The organism is Pseudomonas argentinensis (genome assembly GCF_001839655.2).
In the GTDB taxonomy this organism is placed as follows: domain Bacteria; phylum Pseudomonadota; class Gammaproteobacteria; order Pseudomonadales; family Pseudomonadaceae; genus Aquipseudomonas; species Aquipseudomonas argentinensis_B.
This window is the reverse complement of record NZ_CP056087.1, coordinates 2437085-2452178: the sequence shown is the minus strand read 5'-3', so window position 1 is coordinate 2452178 and position 15094 is coordinate 2437085. Positions and strand designations below refer to the sequence as shown.

The 15094-nt window shown below is 66.0% G+C and carries 17 protein-coding genes; 13 read left to right on the top strand and 4 right to left on the bottom strand.

Annotated features, from left to right (window positions below; all coding sequences use genetic code 11):
* Nucleotides 1-2: 2 nt before the first annotated feature.
* From glgX to SA190iCDA_RS10970, 10 genes are all read left to right on the top strand, one after another.
* On the top strand, nucleotides 3-2135 hold the full coding sequence (glgX, locus tag SA190iCDA_RS11015; RefSeq protein WP_070887029.1) for a glycogen debranching protein GlgX: 2133 nt from the start codon (nucleotides 3-5) through the stop codon (nucleotides 2133-2135).
* On the top strand, nucleotides 2132-2356 hold the full coding sequence (locus tag SA190iCDA_RS11010) for a hypothetical protein (protein ID WP_070887030.1): 225 nt from the start codon (nucleotides 2132-2134) through the stop codon (nucleotides 2354-2356). Before glgX ends, SA190iCDA_RS11010 begins: the two co-directional genes overlap by 4 nt.
* Entirely contained in the window at nucleotides 2353-3111 is a 759-nt protein-coding gene (locus tag SA190iCDA_RS11005) for a PIG-L deacetylase family protein (RefSeq protein WP_070887031.1), read from the top strand. Before SA190iCDA_RS11010 ends, SA190iCDA_RS11005 begins: the two co-directional genes overlap by 4 nt.
* Nucleotides 3108-3734, top strand: a complete 627-nt coding sequence (locus tag SA190iCDA_RS11000) for a class I SAM-dependent DNA methyltransferase (protein ID WP_070887032.1) — start codon at nucleotides 3108-3110, stop codon at nucleotides 3732-3734. The genes SA190iCDA_RS11005 and SA190iCDA_RS11000 overlap by 4 nt, the downstream gene beginning before the upstream one ends.
* A gap of 75 nt (nucleotides 3735-3809) precedes the next feature.
* Nucleotides 3810-3947: a hypothetical protein gene (locus tag SA190iCDA_RS10995; RefSeq protein WP_205881607.1), complete on the top strand. Its 138-nt coding sequence runs from the start codon at nucleotides 3810-3812 to the stop codon at nucleotides 3945-3947.
* A gap of 230 nt (nucleotides 3948-4177) precedes the next feature.
* Nucleotides 4178-4591: a CBS domain-containing protein gene (locus SA190iCDA_RS10990; protein ID WP_070887110.1), complete on the top strand. Its 414-nt coding sequence runs from the start codon at nucleotides 4178-4180 to the stop codon at nucleotides 4589-4591.
* A gap of 62 nt (nucleotides 4592-4653) precedes the next feature.
* Nucleotides 4654-5565, top strand: a complete 912-nt coding sequence (locus SA190iCDA_RS10985) for a DUF72 domain-containing protein (RefSeq protein WP_070887033.1) — start codon at nucleotides 4654-4656, stop codon at nucleotides 5563-5565.
* Complete coding sequence (locus SA190iCDA_RS10980) at nucleotides 5562-6341, top strand: endonuclease/exonuclease/phosphatase family protein (RefSeq protein WP_070887034.1); 780 nt, start codon at nucleotides 5562-5564, stop codon at nucleotides 6339-6341. Before SA190iCDA_RS10985 ends, SA190iCDA_RS10980 begins: the two co-directional genes overlap by 4 nt.
* The gene (gene clsB, locus SA190iCDA_RS10975; RefSeq protein ID WP_070887035.1) at nucleotides 6338-7570 is read left to right on the top strand and encodes a cardiolipin synthase ClsB; all 1233 of its coding nucleotides are present in this window, start codon (nucleotides 6338-6340) and stop codon (nucleotides 7568-7570) included. The genes SA190iCDA_RS10980 and clsB overlap by 4 nt, the downstream gene beginning before the upstream one ends.
* Nucleotides 7567-8556 (top strand): lysylphosphatidylglycerol synthase domain-containing protein, encoded by a 990-nt coding sequence (locus SA190iCDA_RS10970; RefSeq protein WP_070887036.1) that lies wholly within the window; start codon nucleotides 7567-7569, stop codon nucleotides 8554-8556. The genes clsB and SA190iCDA_RS10970 overlap by 4 nt, the downstream gene beginning before the upstream one ends.
* 387 nt (nucleotides 8557-8943) lie before the next feature.
* Here SA190iCDA_RS10970 and SA190iCDA_RS10965 read toward each other — a convergent pair whose 3' ends face one another.
* Nucleotides 8944-10416, bottom strand: a complete 1473-nt coding sequence (locus SA190iCDA_RS10965) for a PLP-dependent aminotransferase family protein (protein ID WP_070887037.1) — start codon at nucleotides 10414-10416, stop codon at nucleotides 8944-8946.
* A gap of 90 nt (nucleotides 10417-10506) precedes the next feature.
* Between SA190iCDA_RS10965 and SA190iCDA_RS10960 the strand changes: the two genes are divergently transcribed.
* From SA190iCDA_RS10960 to SA190iCDA_RS10950, 3 genes are read left to right on the top strand one after another with little or no spacing between them, the layout of a single operon-like run.
* Nucleotides 10507-11136, top strand: a complete 630-nt coding sequence (locus SA190iCDA_RS10960) for an FMN-binding negative transcriptional regulator (RefSeq protein WP_070887038.1) — start codon at nucleotides 10507-10509, stop codon at nucleotides 11134-11136.
* A 14-nt stretch (nucleotides 11137-11150) separates the two neighbouring features.
* On the top strand, nucleotides 11151-11588 hold the full coding sequence (locus SA190iCDA_RS10955; RefSeq protein WP_070887039.1) for a GNAT family N-acetyltransferase: 438 nt from the start codon (nucleotides 11151-11153) through the stop codon (nucleotides 11586-11588).
* A 13-nt stretch (nucleotides 11589-11601) separates the two neighbouring features.
* On the top strand, nucleotides 11602-12282 hold the full coding sequence (locus SA190iCDA_RS10950; protein ID WP_070887040.1) for a GNAT family N-acetyltransferase: 681 nt from the start codon (nucleotides 11602-11604) through the stop codon (nucleotides 12280-12282).
* 30 nt (nucleotides 12283-12312) lie between these two features.
* On the opposite strand, the gene SA190iCDA_RS10945 is transcribed toward SA190iCDA_RS10950, so the two are convergent.
* The 3 genes from SA190iCDA_RS10945 to SA190iCDA_RS10935 all read right to left on the bottom strand — a co-directional run bounded on the left by SA190iCDA_RS10945 (nucleotide 12313) and on the right by SA190iCDA_RS10935 (nucleotide 14974).
* A complete protein-coding gene (locus SA190iCDA_RS10945) occupies nucleotides 12313-12918 on the bottom strand; it encodes a LysE family translocator (protein WP_070887041.1) in 606 nt (201 codons plus the stop codon).
* 47 nt (nucleotides 12919-12965) lie between these two features.
* Nucleotides 12966-13805: an AraC family transcriptional regulator gene (locus tag SA190iCDA_RS10940; protein ID WP_070887042.1), complete on the bottom strand. Its 840-nt coding sequence runs from the start codon at nucleotides 13803-13805 to the stop codon at nucleotides 12966-12968.
* A gap of 80 nt (nucleotides 13806-13885) precedes the next feature.
* Nucleotides 13886-14974 carry a DUF1615 domain-containing protein gene (locus tag SA190iCDA_RS10935; protein ID WP_070887043.1) on the bottom strand — a complete coding sequence of 363 codons (1089 nt, stop codon included), beginning with the start codon at nucleotides 14972-14974 and terminating at the stop codon, nucleotides 13886-13888.
* Nucleotides 14975-15094: the final 120 nt, after the last annotated feature.

Genomic DNA, 15094 nt, shown 5'->3' with positions numbered 1-15094 from the left:
GAATGAGTCAACCACGCTCGCGTATAACCGAAGGTCAACCCTTTCCGTTGGGGTCGACCTGGGATGGTTTGGGCGTCAACTTCGCGCTCTTCTCGGCTCATGCCACCAAGGTCGAGCTGTGCATTTTCGATCCCGATGGTCTGGAAGAGATCGAGCGCATCGAATTGCCGGAGTACACCGACGAGATCTGGCATGGCTATCTGCCCGATGCACACCCGGGGCTGATCTACGGTTACCGGGTGTACGGCCCTTACGAGCCGGAAGCCGGTCACCGCTTCAACCCCAACAAGCTGCTGATCGACCCTTATGCCAAGCAACTGGTCGGCGAGCTGAAATGGTCCGAAGCGCTGTTCGGCTACGAGATCGGCCATCCCGATGGCGACCTCAGCTTCGACGAGCGTGACAGCGCGCCCTTCGTGCCCAAGTGCAAGGTCATCGACCCGGCCTATACCTGGGGCAAGCACCGCAGCCACCGCGTCGACTGGGACAAGACGGTGTTCTACGAAGCCCACCTGCGCGGCCTGACCATGCGCCATCCGTCGGTGGCCGAGGACAAGCGCGGCACCTTCGCCGGGCTGATGAACGCCGACGTGATCAAGCACATCCGCAAGCTTGGCGTCTCGTCGGTGGAATTGCTGCCCATCCATGCCTTCGTCAACGACCAGCACCTGCTGGAAAAGGGCATGAACAACTACTGGGGCTACAACAGCATAGGTTTCTTCGCCCCGCACCCGCGCTACCTGGCCAGCGGCCATATCAACGAATTCAAGGAGATGGCCGCGCACCTGCACGACGCCGGCCTCGAGCTGATTCTCGACGTGGTCTACAACCACACCGCCGAAGGCAACGAGCTGGGCCCGACCCTGTCGATGCGCGGCATCGATAACGCCAGCTACTACCGGCTGATGCCCGATGACAAACGCTATTACATCAACGACTCGGGCACCGGCAACACCCTGGATCTGAGCCACCCCTGCGTGCTGCAGATGGTCACCGACTCGCTGCGCTACTGGGCCACCGAGATGGGCGTGGATGGCTTCCGCTTCGACCTGGCGACCATTCTCGCCCGCCACCACGACGGCTACGACGAGCGCCACAGCTTCCTGGTCGCCTGCCGCCAGGACCCGGTGCTGAGCAAGGTCAAGCTGATCGCCGAACCCTGGGACTGCGGCCCCGGCGGCTACCAGGTGGGCGGCTTCCCGCCGGGCTGGGCGGAGTGGAACGACAAGTTCCGCGACAACGTGCGCAGCTTCTGGAAAGGCGACGAAGGCCAGCTGGCCGAACTGGCCAGCCGCCTGACCGCCTCGGGGGATCTGTACAACCAGCGTGGTCGTCGGCCGTTCTCGTCGGTGAACTTCATCACCGCCCACGACGGTTTCACCCTCAATGACCTGGTCTCCTACAACGACAAGCACAACGAGGACAACGACGAGAACAACCAGGACGGCAGCAGCAACAACATGTCCTGGAACCACGGCGTCGAAGGCCCGACCGAAGACGAGGCCATCAACGACCTGCGCTTCCGCCAGATGCGCAACTTCATGGCCACCCTGGTGCTCGCCCAGGGCACGCCGATGCTGGTGGCCGGTGACGAGTTCGCGCGTACCCAGCACGGCAACAACAACGCCTACTGCCAGGACAGCGAAATCGGCTGGATCAACTGGGATCTGGGCGAGCGTGGCAAGCAGTTGCAGGCGTTCGTCACCCGGGTGATCAAGCTGCGCATGAACTATCCGATCCTGCGCCGTGGCCGTTTCTTCGTCGGTGCCTACAACGAGGAACTGGGCGTCAAGGACGTCACCTGGCTGGCGCCCAACGGCGAGGAGATGAGCGAGGACAACTGGCACGACCCCCATGCGCGTTGCATGGGCATGCTGCTCGATGGCCGCGCCCAGCCCACCGGCATCCGCCGCAGCGGTGCCGATGCGACCTTGCTGCTGGTGGTCAACTCGCACCATGACGTGGTCAATTTCCGCCTGCCGGAAGTGGCCCAGGGCAGTCACTGGACTTGCATGCTCGATACCAACCGTGTCGATGAGCCGGAAGACGACGAAGTCTTCCAGTTCGGTGACGAGTTCATCGTCACCCACCGCTCGCTGGTGCTGTTCGAGTTGCAGAAGGAAAACGTGGCATGACCGGGAGCGGTACTCGTCTGCTGGGGCGCCTTGGCGCCCTGCTCGACGAGTGGCCGCGCCCCACCCTGCATCACCCCGAGGCCCTGGTGCGCAGCCTGCGACGGTTGTGCAACGAGGGCCTCGCCCCATTACCCCCGCCCGGCGGTGGCCAGCCCCTGCAACCTTGGCAGGCGCTGGCCACGGTCGCCGCACAGGACCTACAAGGAAGTTGGGTGCTATGAACACCAACCCGATCCAGGGCCAGGGCACCTCGCCGCAAGCCTGGAAAGCCTCGCGGCGCCTGGCCCAGGTGGCCGATATCCAGTGCACGCAGCTGGTGCCCGAAGGCTGCCGTGCGGTGATCATCGCCCCGCACCCGGACGACGAGATCCTCGGCAGCGGCGGCCTGCTGCAGCTGCTGGCCCAGGCACAGCGGCAGATCCTGCTGATCTCGGTTACAGACGGTGCCGCCAGCCACCCAGGCTCGTGCTACTGGACACCGCAACGCCTGAGTATCGTGCGCCCCCAGGAAAGCGCCGATGCCCTCAAGCGCCTTGGCCTACGTCCCAACCAGGTGCAATGGGTACACGGTGGCTTTCCTGATGCCGGTGTTGCCGCTGCCGAGGCGCAGCTGCGTGACTTTCTGAAGACCTACCTGCAGCCCAGCGACGTGGTGTTCGCCACCTGGCGCGAAGATGGCCATGCAGACAACGAGGCGGTTGGCCGCGCCGCCCTGACCGCAGCCCTGGAATGCGGCGCCCGTGCCCACGAGATTCCCATCTGGACCTGGCACTGGGCGAGCCCGGAGGATCCGCGTATTCCCTGGGAGCGGGCCCGCAAGCTGCAGCTCGACAAATGGATGCAGGCGCGCAAGCGTCATGCCATCCAGGCCTTTGCCAGCCAGCTTTATGACGACCCTGACAGCGGTCACGCGCCGGTGCTGTCCAGCACGGCAGTGGAACGCCTGCAGCAGCCGTTCGAGGTGGTGTTCCTATGAGCGTCGCCGACAATTATTTCGAGAAACTCTACAGGGGCAGCGAAGATCCCTGGACGTTTCGCGAGCGCTGGTACGAGCAGCGCAAGCGCAACCTGACCCTCGCCGCCCTGCCACGCAGCCACTACGGCAGCATCTTCGAGCCAGGCTGCGCCAATGGCGAACTCAGCGCCCGTCTGGCCGAGCGCTGCACTCGTCTGCTGTGCAGCGACACCTCGGCCATTGCCCTGGAGTTGGCGCGCAATCGCCTGGCGCACCGCAGCAACGTACGCCTGATCCAGACCCGCCTGCCGACGCAATGGCCGGCCGGGCGCTTCGACCTGATCGTGCTCAGCGAGCTGTGCTGCTACCTCGACGAGCAGGATCTGGATCGTTTGATCGACTCTGCCAGGGCCGCCCTCAACACCGGCGGCAACCTGCTCGCCTGCCATTGGCGCTGGCCGATCGCCGACTGCCCGTTGAACGGCGATCAGGTTCACCGGCGTCTGCATGAACGCCTGGGCCTACCGCGCCTGTTGCGCCATGAAGATGCCGACCTGCTGCTCGAGGTGTGGGGCACCGAGGCCACCTCCGTGGCGCAGCGCGAGGGCCTGGCACCGGATGGCGGTATGGAACCGCCTGTTTGATCGGAGCCGTCATTCCCGTCCCTACACCAGCGCGAACCGCGGGCCGACATGGTCTGGGCCCCTGGAGCTCGCCGCGTGGGTGAGCTCGATGACGGTGTGCAAAGCCGCTACCTGAGCGCCTATCAGCATCGTGGCGGGCAGCGGCACGTGCACGGCGCCAATCTGTGGTTCAGCGCCGCGGCCTACCGACACGCCGGCGAGCGTATCGCCTGAAGCGCACTGTCTCGGGCGTACACCAGTGCACACCTGGATTGCCGCGCCCGCGTTGAATTCGGCAACTCCCTGCGCCCCTGCTCTAGGATCGACAGGGCCTCGACCCGCCGCCCGCGGTAAAAACCTTGAACCGCCTCCTGGCCCATCCAGTCGGAAATTTAACGACGCCCGCGCGCTTGTCGCGCCCGGGCCGCTCGCTGAACCAGCGCGACCATCGCCAGGAGGACAGCATGAAAGTCAGCGATATCATGACCCGGGGCGTGCAGACCATCACGCCCAGCCAGACCATCCACGAAGCGGCCGCCATGATGGCGCGCATCGATTGCGGCGCCCTGCTCGTCAATCAGGACGACCGCCTGGTCGGCATGATCACCGACCGCGACATTACCGTGCGCGCCGTGGCCACCGGCATGCCGGGCGAAACGCCGATATCCGAGGTGATGAGCGGCGAGATCCGCTACTGCTTCGAGGATGAAGACGTGCGCGAGGTGGCCCGCAACATGGGCGACAACCAGCTGCGCCGCCTGCCGGTGCTCAACCGCGACAAGCGCCTGGTGGGCGTGGTGTCGCTGGGCAACCTGGCCCTGAGCGACGACCCGCGGGCCAGCGCCGAGCTGCTGCGCCGCGTTACCGGCGCGCACTGACCGATGAGCCGGCAAGCACATCCGCATCTGCGCGTTGGCCCGCCGGCTGCAGGTAGGCTGCGGTGAAGCGTATTCATATCGGTATTTCCGGCTGGCGCTACGCGCCCTGGCGCGGCGACTTCTACCCCGAAGGGCTGAAGCAGCGCGAGGAGTTGGCATTCGCCTCGCGAGCAGTCAGCAGCATCGAGATCAATGGCTCCTTCTACGCCCTGCAGACGCCCGAGCGCTATGCCGGCTGGGCGGGCGAAACGCCCGAGGGCTTCTGTTTCGCAGTCAAGGCGCCGCGCTACATCACCCATATCCGCCGCCTCGACGACGTGGCCACGCCCATTGCCAATTTCTTCGCCTCCGGCCCGCTGCAGCTGGGTGCCAAGCTAGGGCCGATCCTCTGGCAATTTCCGCCGAGCATGGCCTTCGACGAGCAGCGCTTCGCCGACTTCCTCGCCCTGCTGCCACAGGACACCGAACAGGCCCTGCGCAGCGCCAAGCACGCTGATCGTCTCCAGGACGGCAGCCTGGAGGCGCCCCACCACCAGAAACTGCGCCATGCCGTGGAAATTCGCCACGACAGCTTTCGCGACCCGGCCTTCATCAAGCTGCTGCGCAAGCACAAGGTGGCCCTGGTGTTCGCCGACAGTGCCAACAAGTGGCCGTATGCCGAAGACCTGACCAGTGATTTCGTGTACCTGCGCCTGCATGGCAACAAGAAGCTCTACGAAAGCGGCTACGACGAAGAGGCGATCGACCACTGGCACCAGCGCATCGCCACCTGGAGCCGCGGCCAGCAGCCCGGTGATGCCAGGCTGATCGACAGCCACAAGCCACGCGCCCGAGCCTCGCGCGACGTGTATTGCTATTTCGACAATGATCTCAAGGTACGTGCGCCCTACGACGCTCACGCGCTCTTACAGAAGTTCGACCTGGCCAGGGAATTGCCCAACGCCCCCGGCCGGTCGCCAGGAGTGACCCCATGACCACCCACCAACCGGCACCCACGGAGCTGGCCAGCGCGGTGCATACGCTGAAGATTCTCACCGTCAACACCCATAAGGGTTTCACCGCCCTGAACCGGCGCTTCATTCTTCCGGAGCTGCGCGACGCGGTGCGTACGCTGTCGGCCGACATGGTGTTCCTGCAAGAGGTGCACGGCACCCACGAGCACCATGCCAAACGCTACGAGGACTGGCCGCCGACGCCGCAGTACGAATTTCTCGCCGACAGCATGTGGCCGCAGTTCGCCTACGGGCGCAACGCCGTTTACCCCCATGGCGATCATGGCAACGCCTTGCTCTCCAAGTTCCCGATCCTGCGCCACGAGAACCTGGACGTGTCGATCGGCACCCAGGAGCAACGCGGCCTGCTGCACTCGGTGCTCGACGTGCCGGGCCACGCCGAGGTACACGCCATCTGCGTCCACCTGGGCCTGCGTGAGGTGCACCGCAAGCAGCAGCTCGGCCTGCTCTGCAAGGTCATCGACCGCCTGCCGCCCGATGCCCCGGTGATCGTCGCCGGGGATTTCAACGACTGGCGCCAGCGCGCCGACGGTCTGCTGGCTGCCAGCGGCCTGAAGGAGGCGTTCGTCAGCGAGCACGGCAAGCCGGCCAGGAGCTTTCCGGCGCGCTGGCCGCTGCTGTGCCTGGATCGCATCTATGTACGCAACGCGACCACTCACAACCCCCAGGTGCTCTCGACCCGCCCCTGGTCGCACCTGTCGGATCATGCACCGTTAGCTGTGGAGATACGGCTATGAAGTACGATTGGCGTGATGGCAACCAGGTCGATTTGCTGATCAACGGCGAGGAGTTCTACCCCGCGGTGTTCGAATCCATCCGCAACGCGCGGCAGGAAGTGCTGCTGGAAACCTTCATCATCTTCGAAGACAAGGTCGGCATGGAGCTGCAGCAGGCGCTGATCGCCGCGGCCCGCAATGGCGCCAGCGTGGAGATCACCGTGGACGGCTACGGCACCGCGGATTTGTCCCTCGAGTACATCGCCGCGTTGACCGCCGCCGGTGTACGGGTGCACATGTTCGACCCCGGCAAGCGCCTGCTCGGCATGCGCACCAACCTGTTCCGCCGCCTGCATCGCAAGATCGTGGTGATCGACAGCGAGGTCGCCTATATCGGCGGCATCAACTTCGGCGCCGACCACCTCGGCGACTACGGCCCGATGGCCAAGCAGGACTACGCCGTGCGCGTGCGCGGCCCGATCGTCGCCGATGTGCACACCGCCGCCGAGCGCCTGCTCGAGGCCCGCGACGACCGCGAGGTGGCCAAGCGCCGGGTCAACCAGCCGGGCCAGCACCGGCATGCAGGCAACAGCCGCCTGCTGATGACCATCCGCGACAACGGCGACGACACCAACACCATCGAACAGCACTACCTGGATGCCATTCGCAAGGCCCAGCACCGGCTGATCGTCGCCAACGCCTACTTCTTCCCCGGCTATCGCCTGCTGCGCGAACTGCGCAACGCTGCTCGCCGTGGCGTCAAGGTGACGCTGATCCTCCAGGGCATGCCCGACATGCCGCTGGTGCGCCTGTGCTCGCGGCTGACCTACAACTACCTGCTGCGCGACGGCGTGACCATCTACGAGTACTGCCAGCGGCCCCTGCACGGCAAGGTCGCCCTGGCCGACCACGAGTGGTGCACCGTGGGCTCGAGCAACCTCGACCCGCTGAGCCTGTCCCTGAACCTGGAAGCCAACGTGATCATCCGCGACCCGGCGCTCAATCGCCGGCTATATGAGCACCTGTCCGAGCTGGCCGCATCGAGCTGCAAGTCGGTGCCGCTCAAGCGGGTGATGCGCGGCTATTGGTGGCGCGCGCCGCTGATCTTCCTGTGCTTTCACTTCCTGCGCCACTTCCCGGCCATCGCCGGCTGGTTCCCGGCCCACTCACCGCGGCTCAAGCTGCTCAAACCCGATGTTGAAGCGCCGCAGTGCGGCACCTTGCAGGTCGACCAGGAGAAAGTCTCGTGAGCAAAGCCGACGACAAACAGGGCAAACCGGCCTGGCGCTGGGCCAAGCGCCTGCTGACCCTGTGCTTCTTCATCCTAGTACCGGTGCTGCTGTTCATGCTGGTCAAGAACCTCGACTGGCAGGAGGTCAGCCAGGCGCTGCGCAGCTACAGCACCGGCACCCTGCTCGCCGCGATCGGCGTGGCAGCGTTGAGCTACGGCGTGTATTCGAGTTTCGACCTGATCGGCCGCGCCTATACCCAGCACGGCCTGCCCACCCGGCAGGTGCTGCCACTGACCTTCGTGTGCTACGCCTTCACCCTCAACCTTAGTTCCTGGGTGGGCGGCGTGGCGCTGCGCTATCGCCTGTATTCGCGCCTGGGCCTGAAGGTCTCGACCATCACCCGGGTGCTGAGCATGAGCCTGATCACCAACTGGCTCGGCTATATCCTGCTGGCCGGCGTGCTGTTCACCTTCGGCCTGCTGAAGCTGCCCGAGGGCTGGGCGATAGGCGCCACGGGGCTGCGCATCATCGGCGTGGCGCTGCTCGCCGTCGGCATCGGCTACCTGCTGGCCTGCCAGTTCTCCAGGCGTCGCAGCTGGACGATCCGCGGCCACGAACTGAACCTGCCGTCGCTGCCCATGGCTTTGCTGCAGGCCGGCCTGGGCGCCCTGAACTGGTCGCTGATGGCGCTGATCATCTACCTGCTGCTGCCCGAGGACGCCTTCTACCCGACCATTCTCGGCATCCTGATGATCAGCAGTATCGCCGGGGTGATCACCCACATCCCGGCCGGCCTGGGGGTGATCGAGGCGGTATTCATCGCCATGCTGCAGCACGAGATGTCCAAGGGCAGCATCGTCGCCGCGCTGATCGGCTACCGGGCGATCTACTTCCTGCTGCCGCTGGCGGTGGCCTGCGTGGTCTACCTGGTGTTGGAAAAACGCGCCAAGAAGCTGCGCCAGAACGCCGGCCAGGAAAACAGCGAAGAGCCGCGCCCCGCCTGACGACCGGGCATTTGACCGGGATCGACCTTGATCCCGGCCAAGGGTCACTTGCCACAGCGCGCTAGGCTGGGATCAACGCCCGGCGGAGTACGTGAGATGGCCAGGAAATTGGCTCTTCGCGGCATCTCGGAAAAGTCAGTCTTGCCGCCGCACTGGCAAATTAGTGTTTGGACGCCGCTGCGGCGTGTGCAGAAACTTCCTGTTTCGCCCCCTCGGGCGACTCACTTTTCTTTGAAGTGCGCAAAGAAAAGTAAGCAAAAGAAAGCGCACCCCATCATCCGGGCTAGGCGCCCCCGCCCTGCTGCGCCGTGGTTCGTGCGCTCCATCGTTGCTCCGAAGGTCGGCTTACAATGAAGATCGGAAGCCCAAGCAGCGGCAGATCTGAATTCAACCTGGCGACTTCCACGCCCTGCGCAGGGCCTGCAGCGCCTCAAAGATGGCCTGTTCCGGCACTGCCGCAAAGCCCATCACCAGCCCGGCGCGCTGGTCCGCCGGTGTGTCGCCCTCCGGCAGCCATTGCACGCTGAGCGGGTTGATCTCGACGCCAACGGCTGCCGCCGCCGCGATCAGTTCACGCTCGCGGGCCAGGCTCTCGCAGCGCACGCTCAGGTGCAGGCCGGCATGCACCTCGGGCAGTGGTGCACAGCCGGGTACATCGGCTGGCCAGCCTGCCAACAGCGCATCGCGGCGAGCGCGAGCGGCATTGCGCATACGGCGGATATGCCGCTGAAAATGCCCGGCAGCGATAAATTCGGCCATCACAACCTGGGTACCGATTTCGGAATGGCGCATATCCACCGCCCGGCGTCGGGCGAAGTTCTGCGCGAGCCGTGGCGGCAGCACCAGATAGCCAAGGCGCAGCGCCGGGAAGGCGATCTTGCCGAAGGTGCCGACGTACAGCACGCGCTGGCAACGGCCCAACGCGGCAAGCGGTGCCAGCGGCGTGCCGCTGTAGCGGTACTCGCCGTCGTAGTCGTCCTCGATGATCCAGGCACCGTTGCGCTCGGCCCAGTCGAGCAGGGCCAGGCGCCTGGGCAACGAAAGCGTCACCCCAGTCGGGTACTGGTGCGACGGCGTAACGTAGGCCAGCCGGCACTCCTCACCCCGCTCCAGCGCCGCGACATCCATGCCATCGGCGTCGATGGCGATACCACGCAAGCGCGCCCCGGCGACTCTGAAGGCATGGGCGGCGGCTCGGTAACCCGGATCTTCGATGGCCACGGTATCACCAGGCTCAATCAGCAACTGCGCGCACAGGCTGATTGCCTGCTGCGCGCCGCAGGTGACCACGATCTGCGAGGGATCGCACTGCAAGCCGCGGCTGCTGCGCAGGTAGGCGGCGATCAGTTCGCGCAGCTGAGGGTCCCCCGCTGGGTCGCCATAACCCAGCCGCGCTGGCGACGGCTTGCGCCAGAACCTGGCCGACAGACGCGCCCAGGTCTCGAACGGAAACAGATCGAAGGCCGGCACGCCGACCCGAAATGCCCGCGGCGGCCCCGGCAATGGCGCAGGCAGGCAATTCGCTTCCAATAGCTGCATCGGCGCATTCGCCACCACCCCTGGCGCTTCGACGACTGCCGGCTGCGCCACCGCTGCGATGTCGGCCACATAGGTACCGTCGCCGACCCGCCCCTGCACGTAGCCTTCCGCGTAGAGCTGGTCCAGGGCACGGTTCACGGTATTGCGCGAGATGTTCAGGCGCTCGGCCAATTGCCGGCTGGCGGGCAAGCGGGTGCCGCCGGGCAAGCGACCATCTAGGATGCGTTCGCGTAGCGCACCATAGAGCTGGCGAGCCAAGCCCTCCCCTGGCTGCAGGCGTAGCCCAGAAAGATCGACCGGCAACGGTGCAGAAGACGCCATGAATTGGCCCCATTAAAGTCACTGATAATGGATCTTACAACAGACCAATATCACTTCTAGCATAGGTGCATCCACTATTTGGAACGCCCCATGTACGTACCTGCCGCCCTCCGCCAGAACGACCTTGCTGCCATGCACAAGGAGATTATCGATTGCCGCCTGGCGACCCTGATCAGCAGTGGCGAGAGCGGCCTTCAAGCGAGCCACCTGCCCTTGCTGCTGCGCGCCGACGAAGGCCGGTACGGCACGCTGTACGGGCACCTGGCACGGGCCAATCCGCACTGGCAGATACTGGCCGAGGGTGGCGAGGCGCTGGTCGTCTTCAGCGGTGCCGATGCCTACGTCAGCCCGTCCTGGTACCCGGCCAAGGCCGAGCACGGCAAGGTGGTGCCGACCTGGAACTATATCGCCGTGCATGCCCATGGCCGCGCCGAAGTGTTCGACGATGCCGAGCGCCTGCTGGCCCTGCTCGGCGCGCTGACCGACCGCCACGAACGACCGCGCCCGCAGCCCTGGGCCATCGATGACGCACCGCGGGACTACATCGCCGGCATGCTGCGCGCCATCGTCGGCTTCGCCCTGCCCATCGAGCGCCTGGAAGGCAAATGGAAACTTGGCCAGAACCGCAGCGCGGCCGATCAGGCCGGTGTAAAGAGTGGCCTCGATGCCAGCGCTGATCCCCGCGACGGCGCCCTGGCGCAGCGCATGAGTGATCGATAACAGGAGACCGATTCATGGAAATACGCGCCGTAACCGCTGACGTTCACGCCGCCTGGTGGCCACTCTGGCAGGGCTACCAACGCTTCTACGCCACGGAAATCCCCGAGGCCACCAGCGCACAAACCTGGCAGCGCTTTCTCGCCGTCGACGAGCCGATGCATGCGGCTCTTGCCTGGCAGGATGGCCATGCTCTTGGGATGGTGCACTGGATTTTCCATCGCTCCTGCTGGACGGACGGCGACTACTGCTACCTGCAGGACCTGTTCGTCGAGGAAAGCGTTCGCGGCAGCGGCGTCGGGCGCGGGCTGATCGAGCACGTCTACGCTCAGGCCAGGCTTGCTGGCGCTTCGCGGGTGCACTGGCTGACCCACGAAAGCAATACCACCGCCATGCAGCTGTACGACCGCATCGCCGAACGCCCTGGCCTCGTGCAATACCGCAAGAAGCTGTGATCAGGAGCCGACCATGACCACCACCCTGCTCGACTGGACACCCGCCACACCGCCGCCCCGCGCGCCCATCGACGGCCGCTTCGTGCGCCTGGAGCCGCTGGACGCCCAGCGCCACGGCGAGGATCTATGGGATGCCCTGCAAGGACCGGACAGCGACCCGGCTATGTGGGACTACCTGCCCTACGGCCCTTTCGCCGAGCGCAGTGCCTTCGATAGCTGGCTGCAGGACAAGCAAGGCAGCAGCGACCCGCTGTTCTTCACGGTGATCGACAAGGCCACCGTGCGGGCCGTAGGACTGCTCAGCTTCCTGCGCATCGCCCCGGCCGATGGCTGCATCGAGATCGGCCATATCGCCTTTGGCCGCGCCATGCAGCGCTCTCCCGCCTCCACCGAAGCGATCTGGCTGCTGATGAGCCTGGCCATGGACGACCTCGGCAATCGCCGTCTGGAATGGAAGTGCAATGCGCGTAACGCCCGGTCGAGGCGCGCGGCCGAACGGCTGGGTTTCACCCAGGAGGGTCTGTTCCGCCAGCACGCGGTGATCAAGGGCCAGAACCGCGATACCGCCTGGTTCTCGATCATCGACAGCGAATGGCCGCGGCGCCGCGAGGCTCTGCAACGCTGGCTGGCGGCGGAAAACTTCGATGAACAGGGCCGGCAGCGTCAGCGGCTGGAAGCGTTTCGCGAGCATTGATGCGCTCCCACAGGTGAACCAGGCCAACTTCTAAAGCGGTGCGCCAAGCCAGGCCGAGGCCAGCAACAGCACGGCCATGGCCTGGTTGAAGCGGCCCATGGCCCGGGCCGAGGTGAACAGCCGCGCGGCGCCGCGCCCCAGCAATGCCCAGCAGCCCAGGCACGGCAGGGAAATGGCCAGGAAGATCGCCGCCAGCAGCGCCACCCGCAGCCCCTGCCCAGGCCCCGGCGTGGCGAATACGCTGACCACCGCCAGGGCCATCATCCAGGTCTTGGGGTTGACCAGCTGCAGCGCCGCACCGGCGAACAGGCCGAGGCGCTTCTCGTCCGCCGCCACCGCCGAGCCATCCAGCGCCGCCGCCGGGCTGCTGAAGATCCGCCAGGCCAGGTAGCTCAGCCACAGCACGCCGAACCAGGCCATCGCCCATTGCAGCCGTGGATGCTGCTGCAGCAGCTCACCCAGCCCAAGGCCGACCGCGACCACGATGGCCGCCGCGCCAAAGCAGGCGCCGAGCACCAGCGGCAGGGTCGCCGCCACGCCATGGCGGGCACTGCTGCCGAGCACCAGCACGTTGGTGGGGCCGGGGGTGATGGAGGCGACGAAGGCAAACAGCATAAAGGGCAACAACTGACTCATGAATGGGCTCCTCAACGATCAGAGCCCTGATCATCGGCGCCTGCGGCTCAACAGTCTGGAAGCTTTGAGCAACGCCGCTGGTAGTTCGCCGGGGTGATACCGTAGGCGCGGCGGAACCAGCGGCCCAGGTGGCTCTGGTCGGCAAAGCCCAGAATCGCCGCCACCTGCACCGGCGGCTCGCCGCGGGCCAGCAGATGCCGCGCCCGGGCCAGGCGCAGCTGCACCAGGTAGGCATGGGGCGCCAGGCCGAAGGCGGCCTTGAAGGCGCGGCTCAGCCGAAAGCGATCCACGCCACAGGCCGCAGCCAGGTCATCCAGGCCGATATCGCGGCTGTGCTGGTCGTGCAGGAAATCCCGCGCGCGCTGCGCTACCAACGGCAGACGCGGGTCGACAGCGAGGCGACGACGCCAGTGCAGGCGCTCGGTGAGGTGCGCCAGCAGCCCGTCGAGCGCCGACTGCCTGACCATGCGCAGTTCCTGGCGATGCAGGGCGGCGAACGCCTCGACCACCGAGGCCAGCAGGTGCGGATCGCTGGCCAGGGTGGCGCCGAAGCCCGGCAGGCAGTCGGCTGGCGCCTGCTCGAACAGGCTGCGCAGTTCACGCTCCAGCCACTGGGTATCCAGGTACAGCATCGAGTAGGTGAAGCCTTCCGGCTCGGGCGCATGGCCATCGTGCAGCTCACCGGGTTCGAGCAAGAACACCTGGCCCGCCAGGCTGCTGTTCAACTGCTTGCGGCAATGGAACTGCTGCACGCCCTGCTCGGTGAAGCCGACCAGATAGGCATCGTGCCAGTGGGGATCGTAGGCGTGCCCGCGAAAATGCGCGCGGATGGTCTCGATACCGGTGTCTGCGTCCTGGGCCAGGTCGACCCAACTCTGCGCGCTCATGCCTGCTCCCGCGCCACGGTGTGTGGACGGATGATGCTAACCGACCTGCCGCGCTTATTCTGGAAGTTTTGAGCAACCGTTCATCTGGCCCGTGCCATGCAGCGCTGGTGACGGGTGTCCACGCGCTGGGCGAACCAGGCGGTGGTCAGGCGGCGGGTGATCTTCGGGCTCTTCAGCACGATGCCGGGTAGAAGCTCGCGCGGCATGGGTTTGCCTTCGGCCTCGTCGGCCAGGGCGAACACCCGCTCGTAGAGGCGGCTGTCCTCGAAATCAAGGCTGTCGCCCTGCTCCAGGTCGCGGCGAATCGCCCGGTCGCTCAGGTTCAGGCGCTTGCCCAGGGAGCGCACGGCAAGCTCCGTGGAGCCCGCTTTGCTGCTGCCGTGAATGATCAGGTCGCCATCGAGGGCCAGGGGAATGCCCGAGGCGCTGGTGACGGCGTTCTGGAAGGCGGCGTTGCGGCTGGCGTACCAGCCGGCATTGAAATCGGCGAAGCGGTACAGCGGTTCCGGGTAAGTGGCCGGATAGCCCAGCAGGTGGGCGATGCCGAAGTACATGCCGCCGCGGCGGCTGAACACTTCGCGGCGAATGGAGCCGTCCGGCGGATAGGGGTAGCCCTGCGCGTTGGCCTGGGCGAAGGCGATGCTGACCTGCATCGGCCCGCCGGTGCGCACCGGGTTGAGGGTGCCGAACAGCTGGCGGCCGAGGGGCACCATGCCGGTGAAGTCATCGAAGATGGCGCTCAGTTGCCTTTCGGTGCGCACGATGTCCAGGCGCTGCTGGTAGGTCTTGCCGGTCGGCGACTCGAGGCGCAGCGCAGCGTTCACCAGCAGCCGCGGAATGTGCAGGCTGGCGGCGCGGCGGTCGATTTCCGCGCGGGCGATCCTGGCCAGCCCCGGGACCTGCGGGTCGGCATTGAAGGTCGACTCCTGCTCGGTCACCGCCAGTACCGCGCAGATGTTCTCGGTGGTCGGCGCGATCTCCTGGGCCGCGAAGGCAGCGTAGATATCGGCGGCCCAGCCTTCACGATCGGGGGTATTGATCGGCATCAACCGCACGATCTGCGCGCGTACCTCGGCCGGCTTGGGCGCCGGCTCCCGGGGCTGGGTGGCGCAGCCGGCCAGGGACAGGGCCAGCAGCGCAGCGGTTGAACGCAGGAAAAAGGATGTCACCAGGGGCTCCTCGCAACGAACAGTCTTGAACCTCTGACAACAGGGGTGCGCCACCATCCGCGATATTTGCCGCATTTGGCTGTTCGGCTGTGGCGCTGTCGCGAGGAACCGCCAATAGCG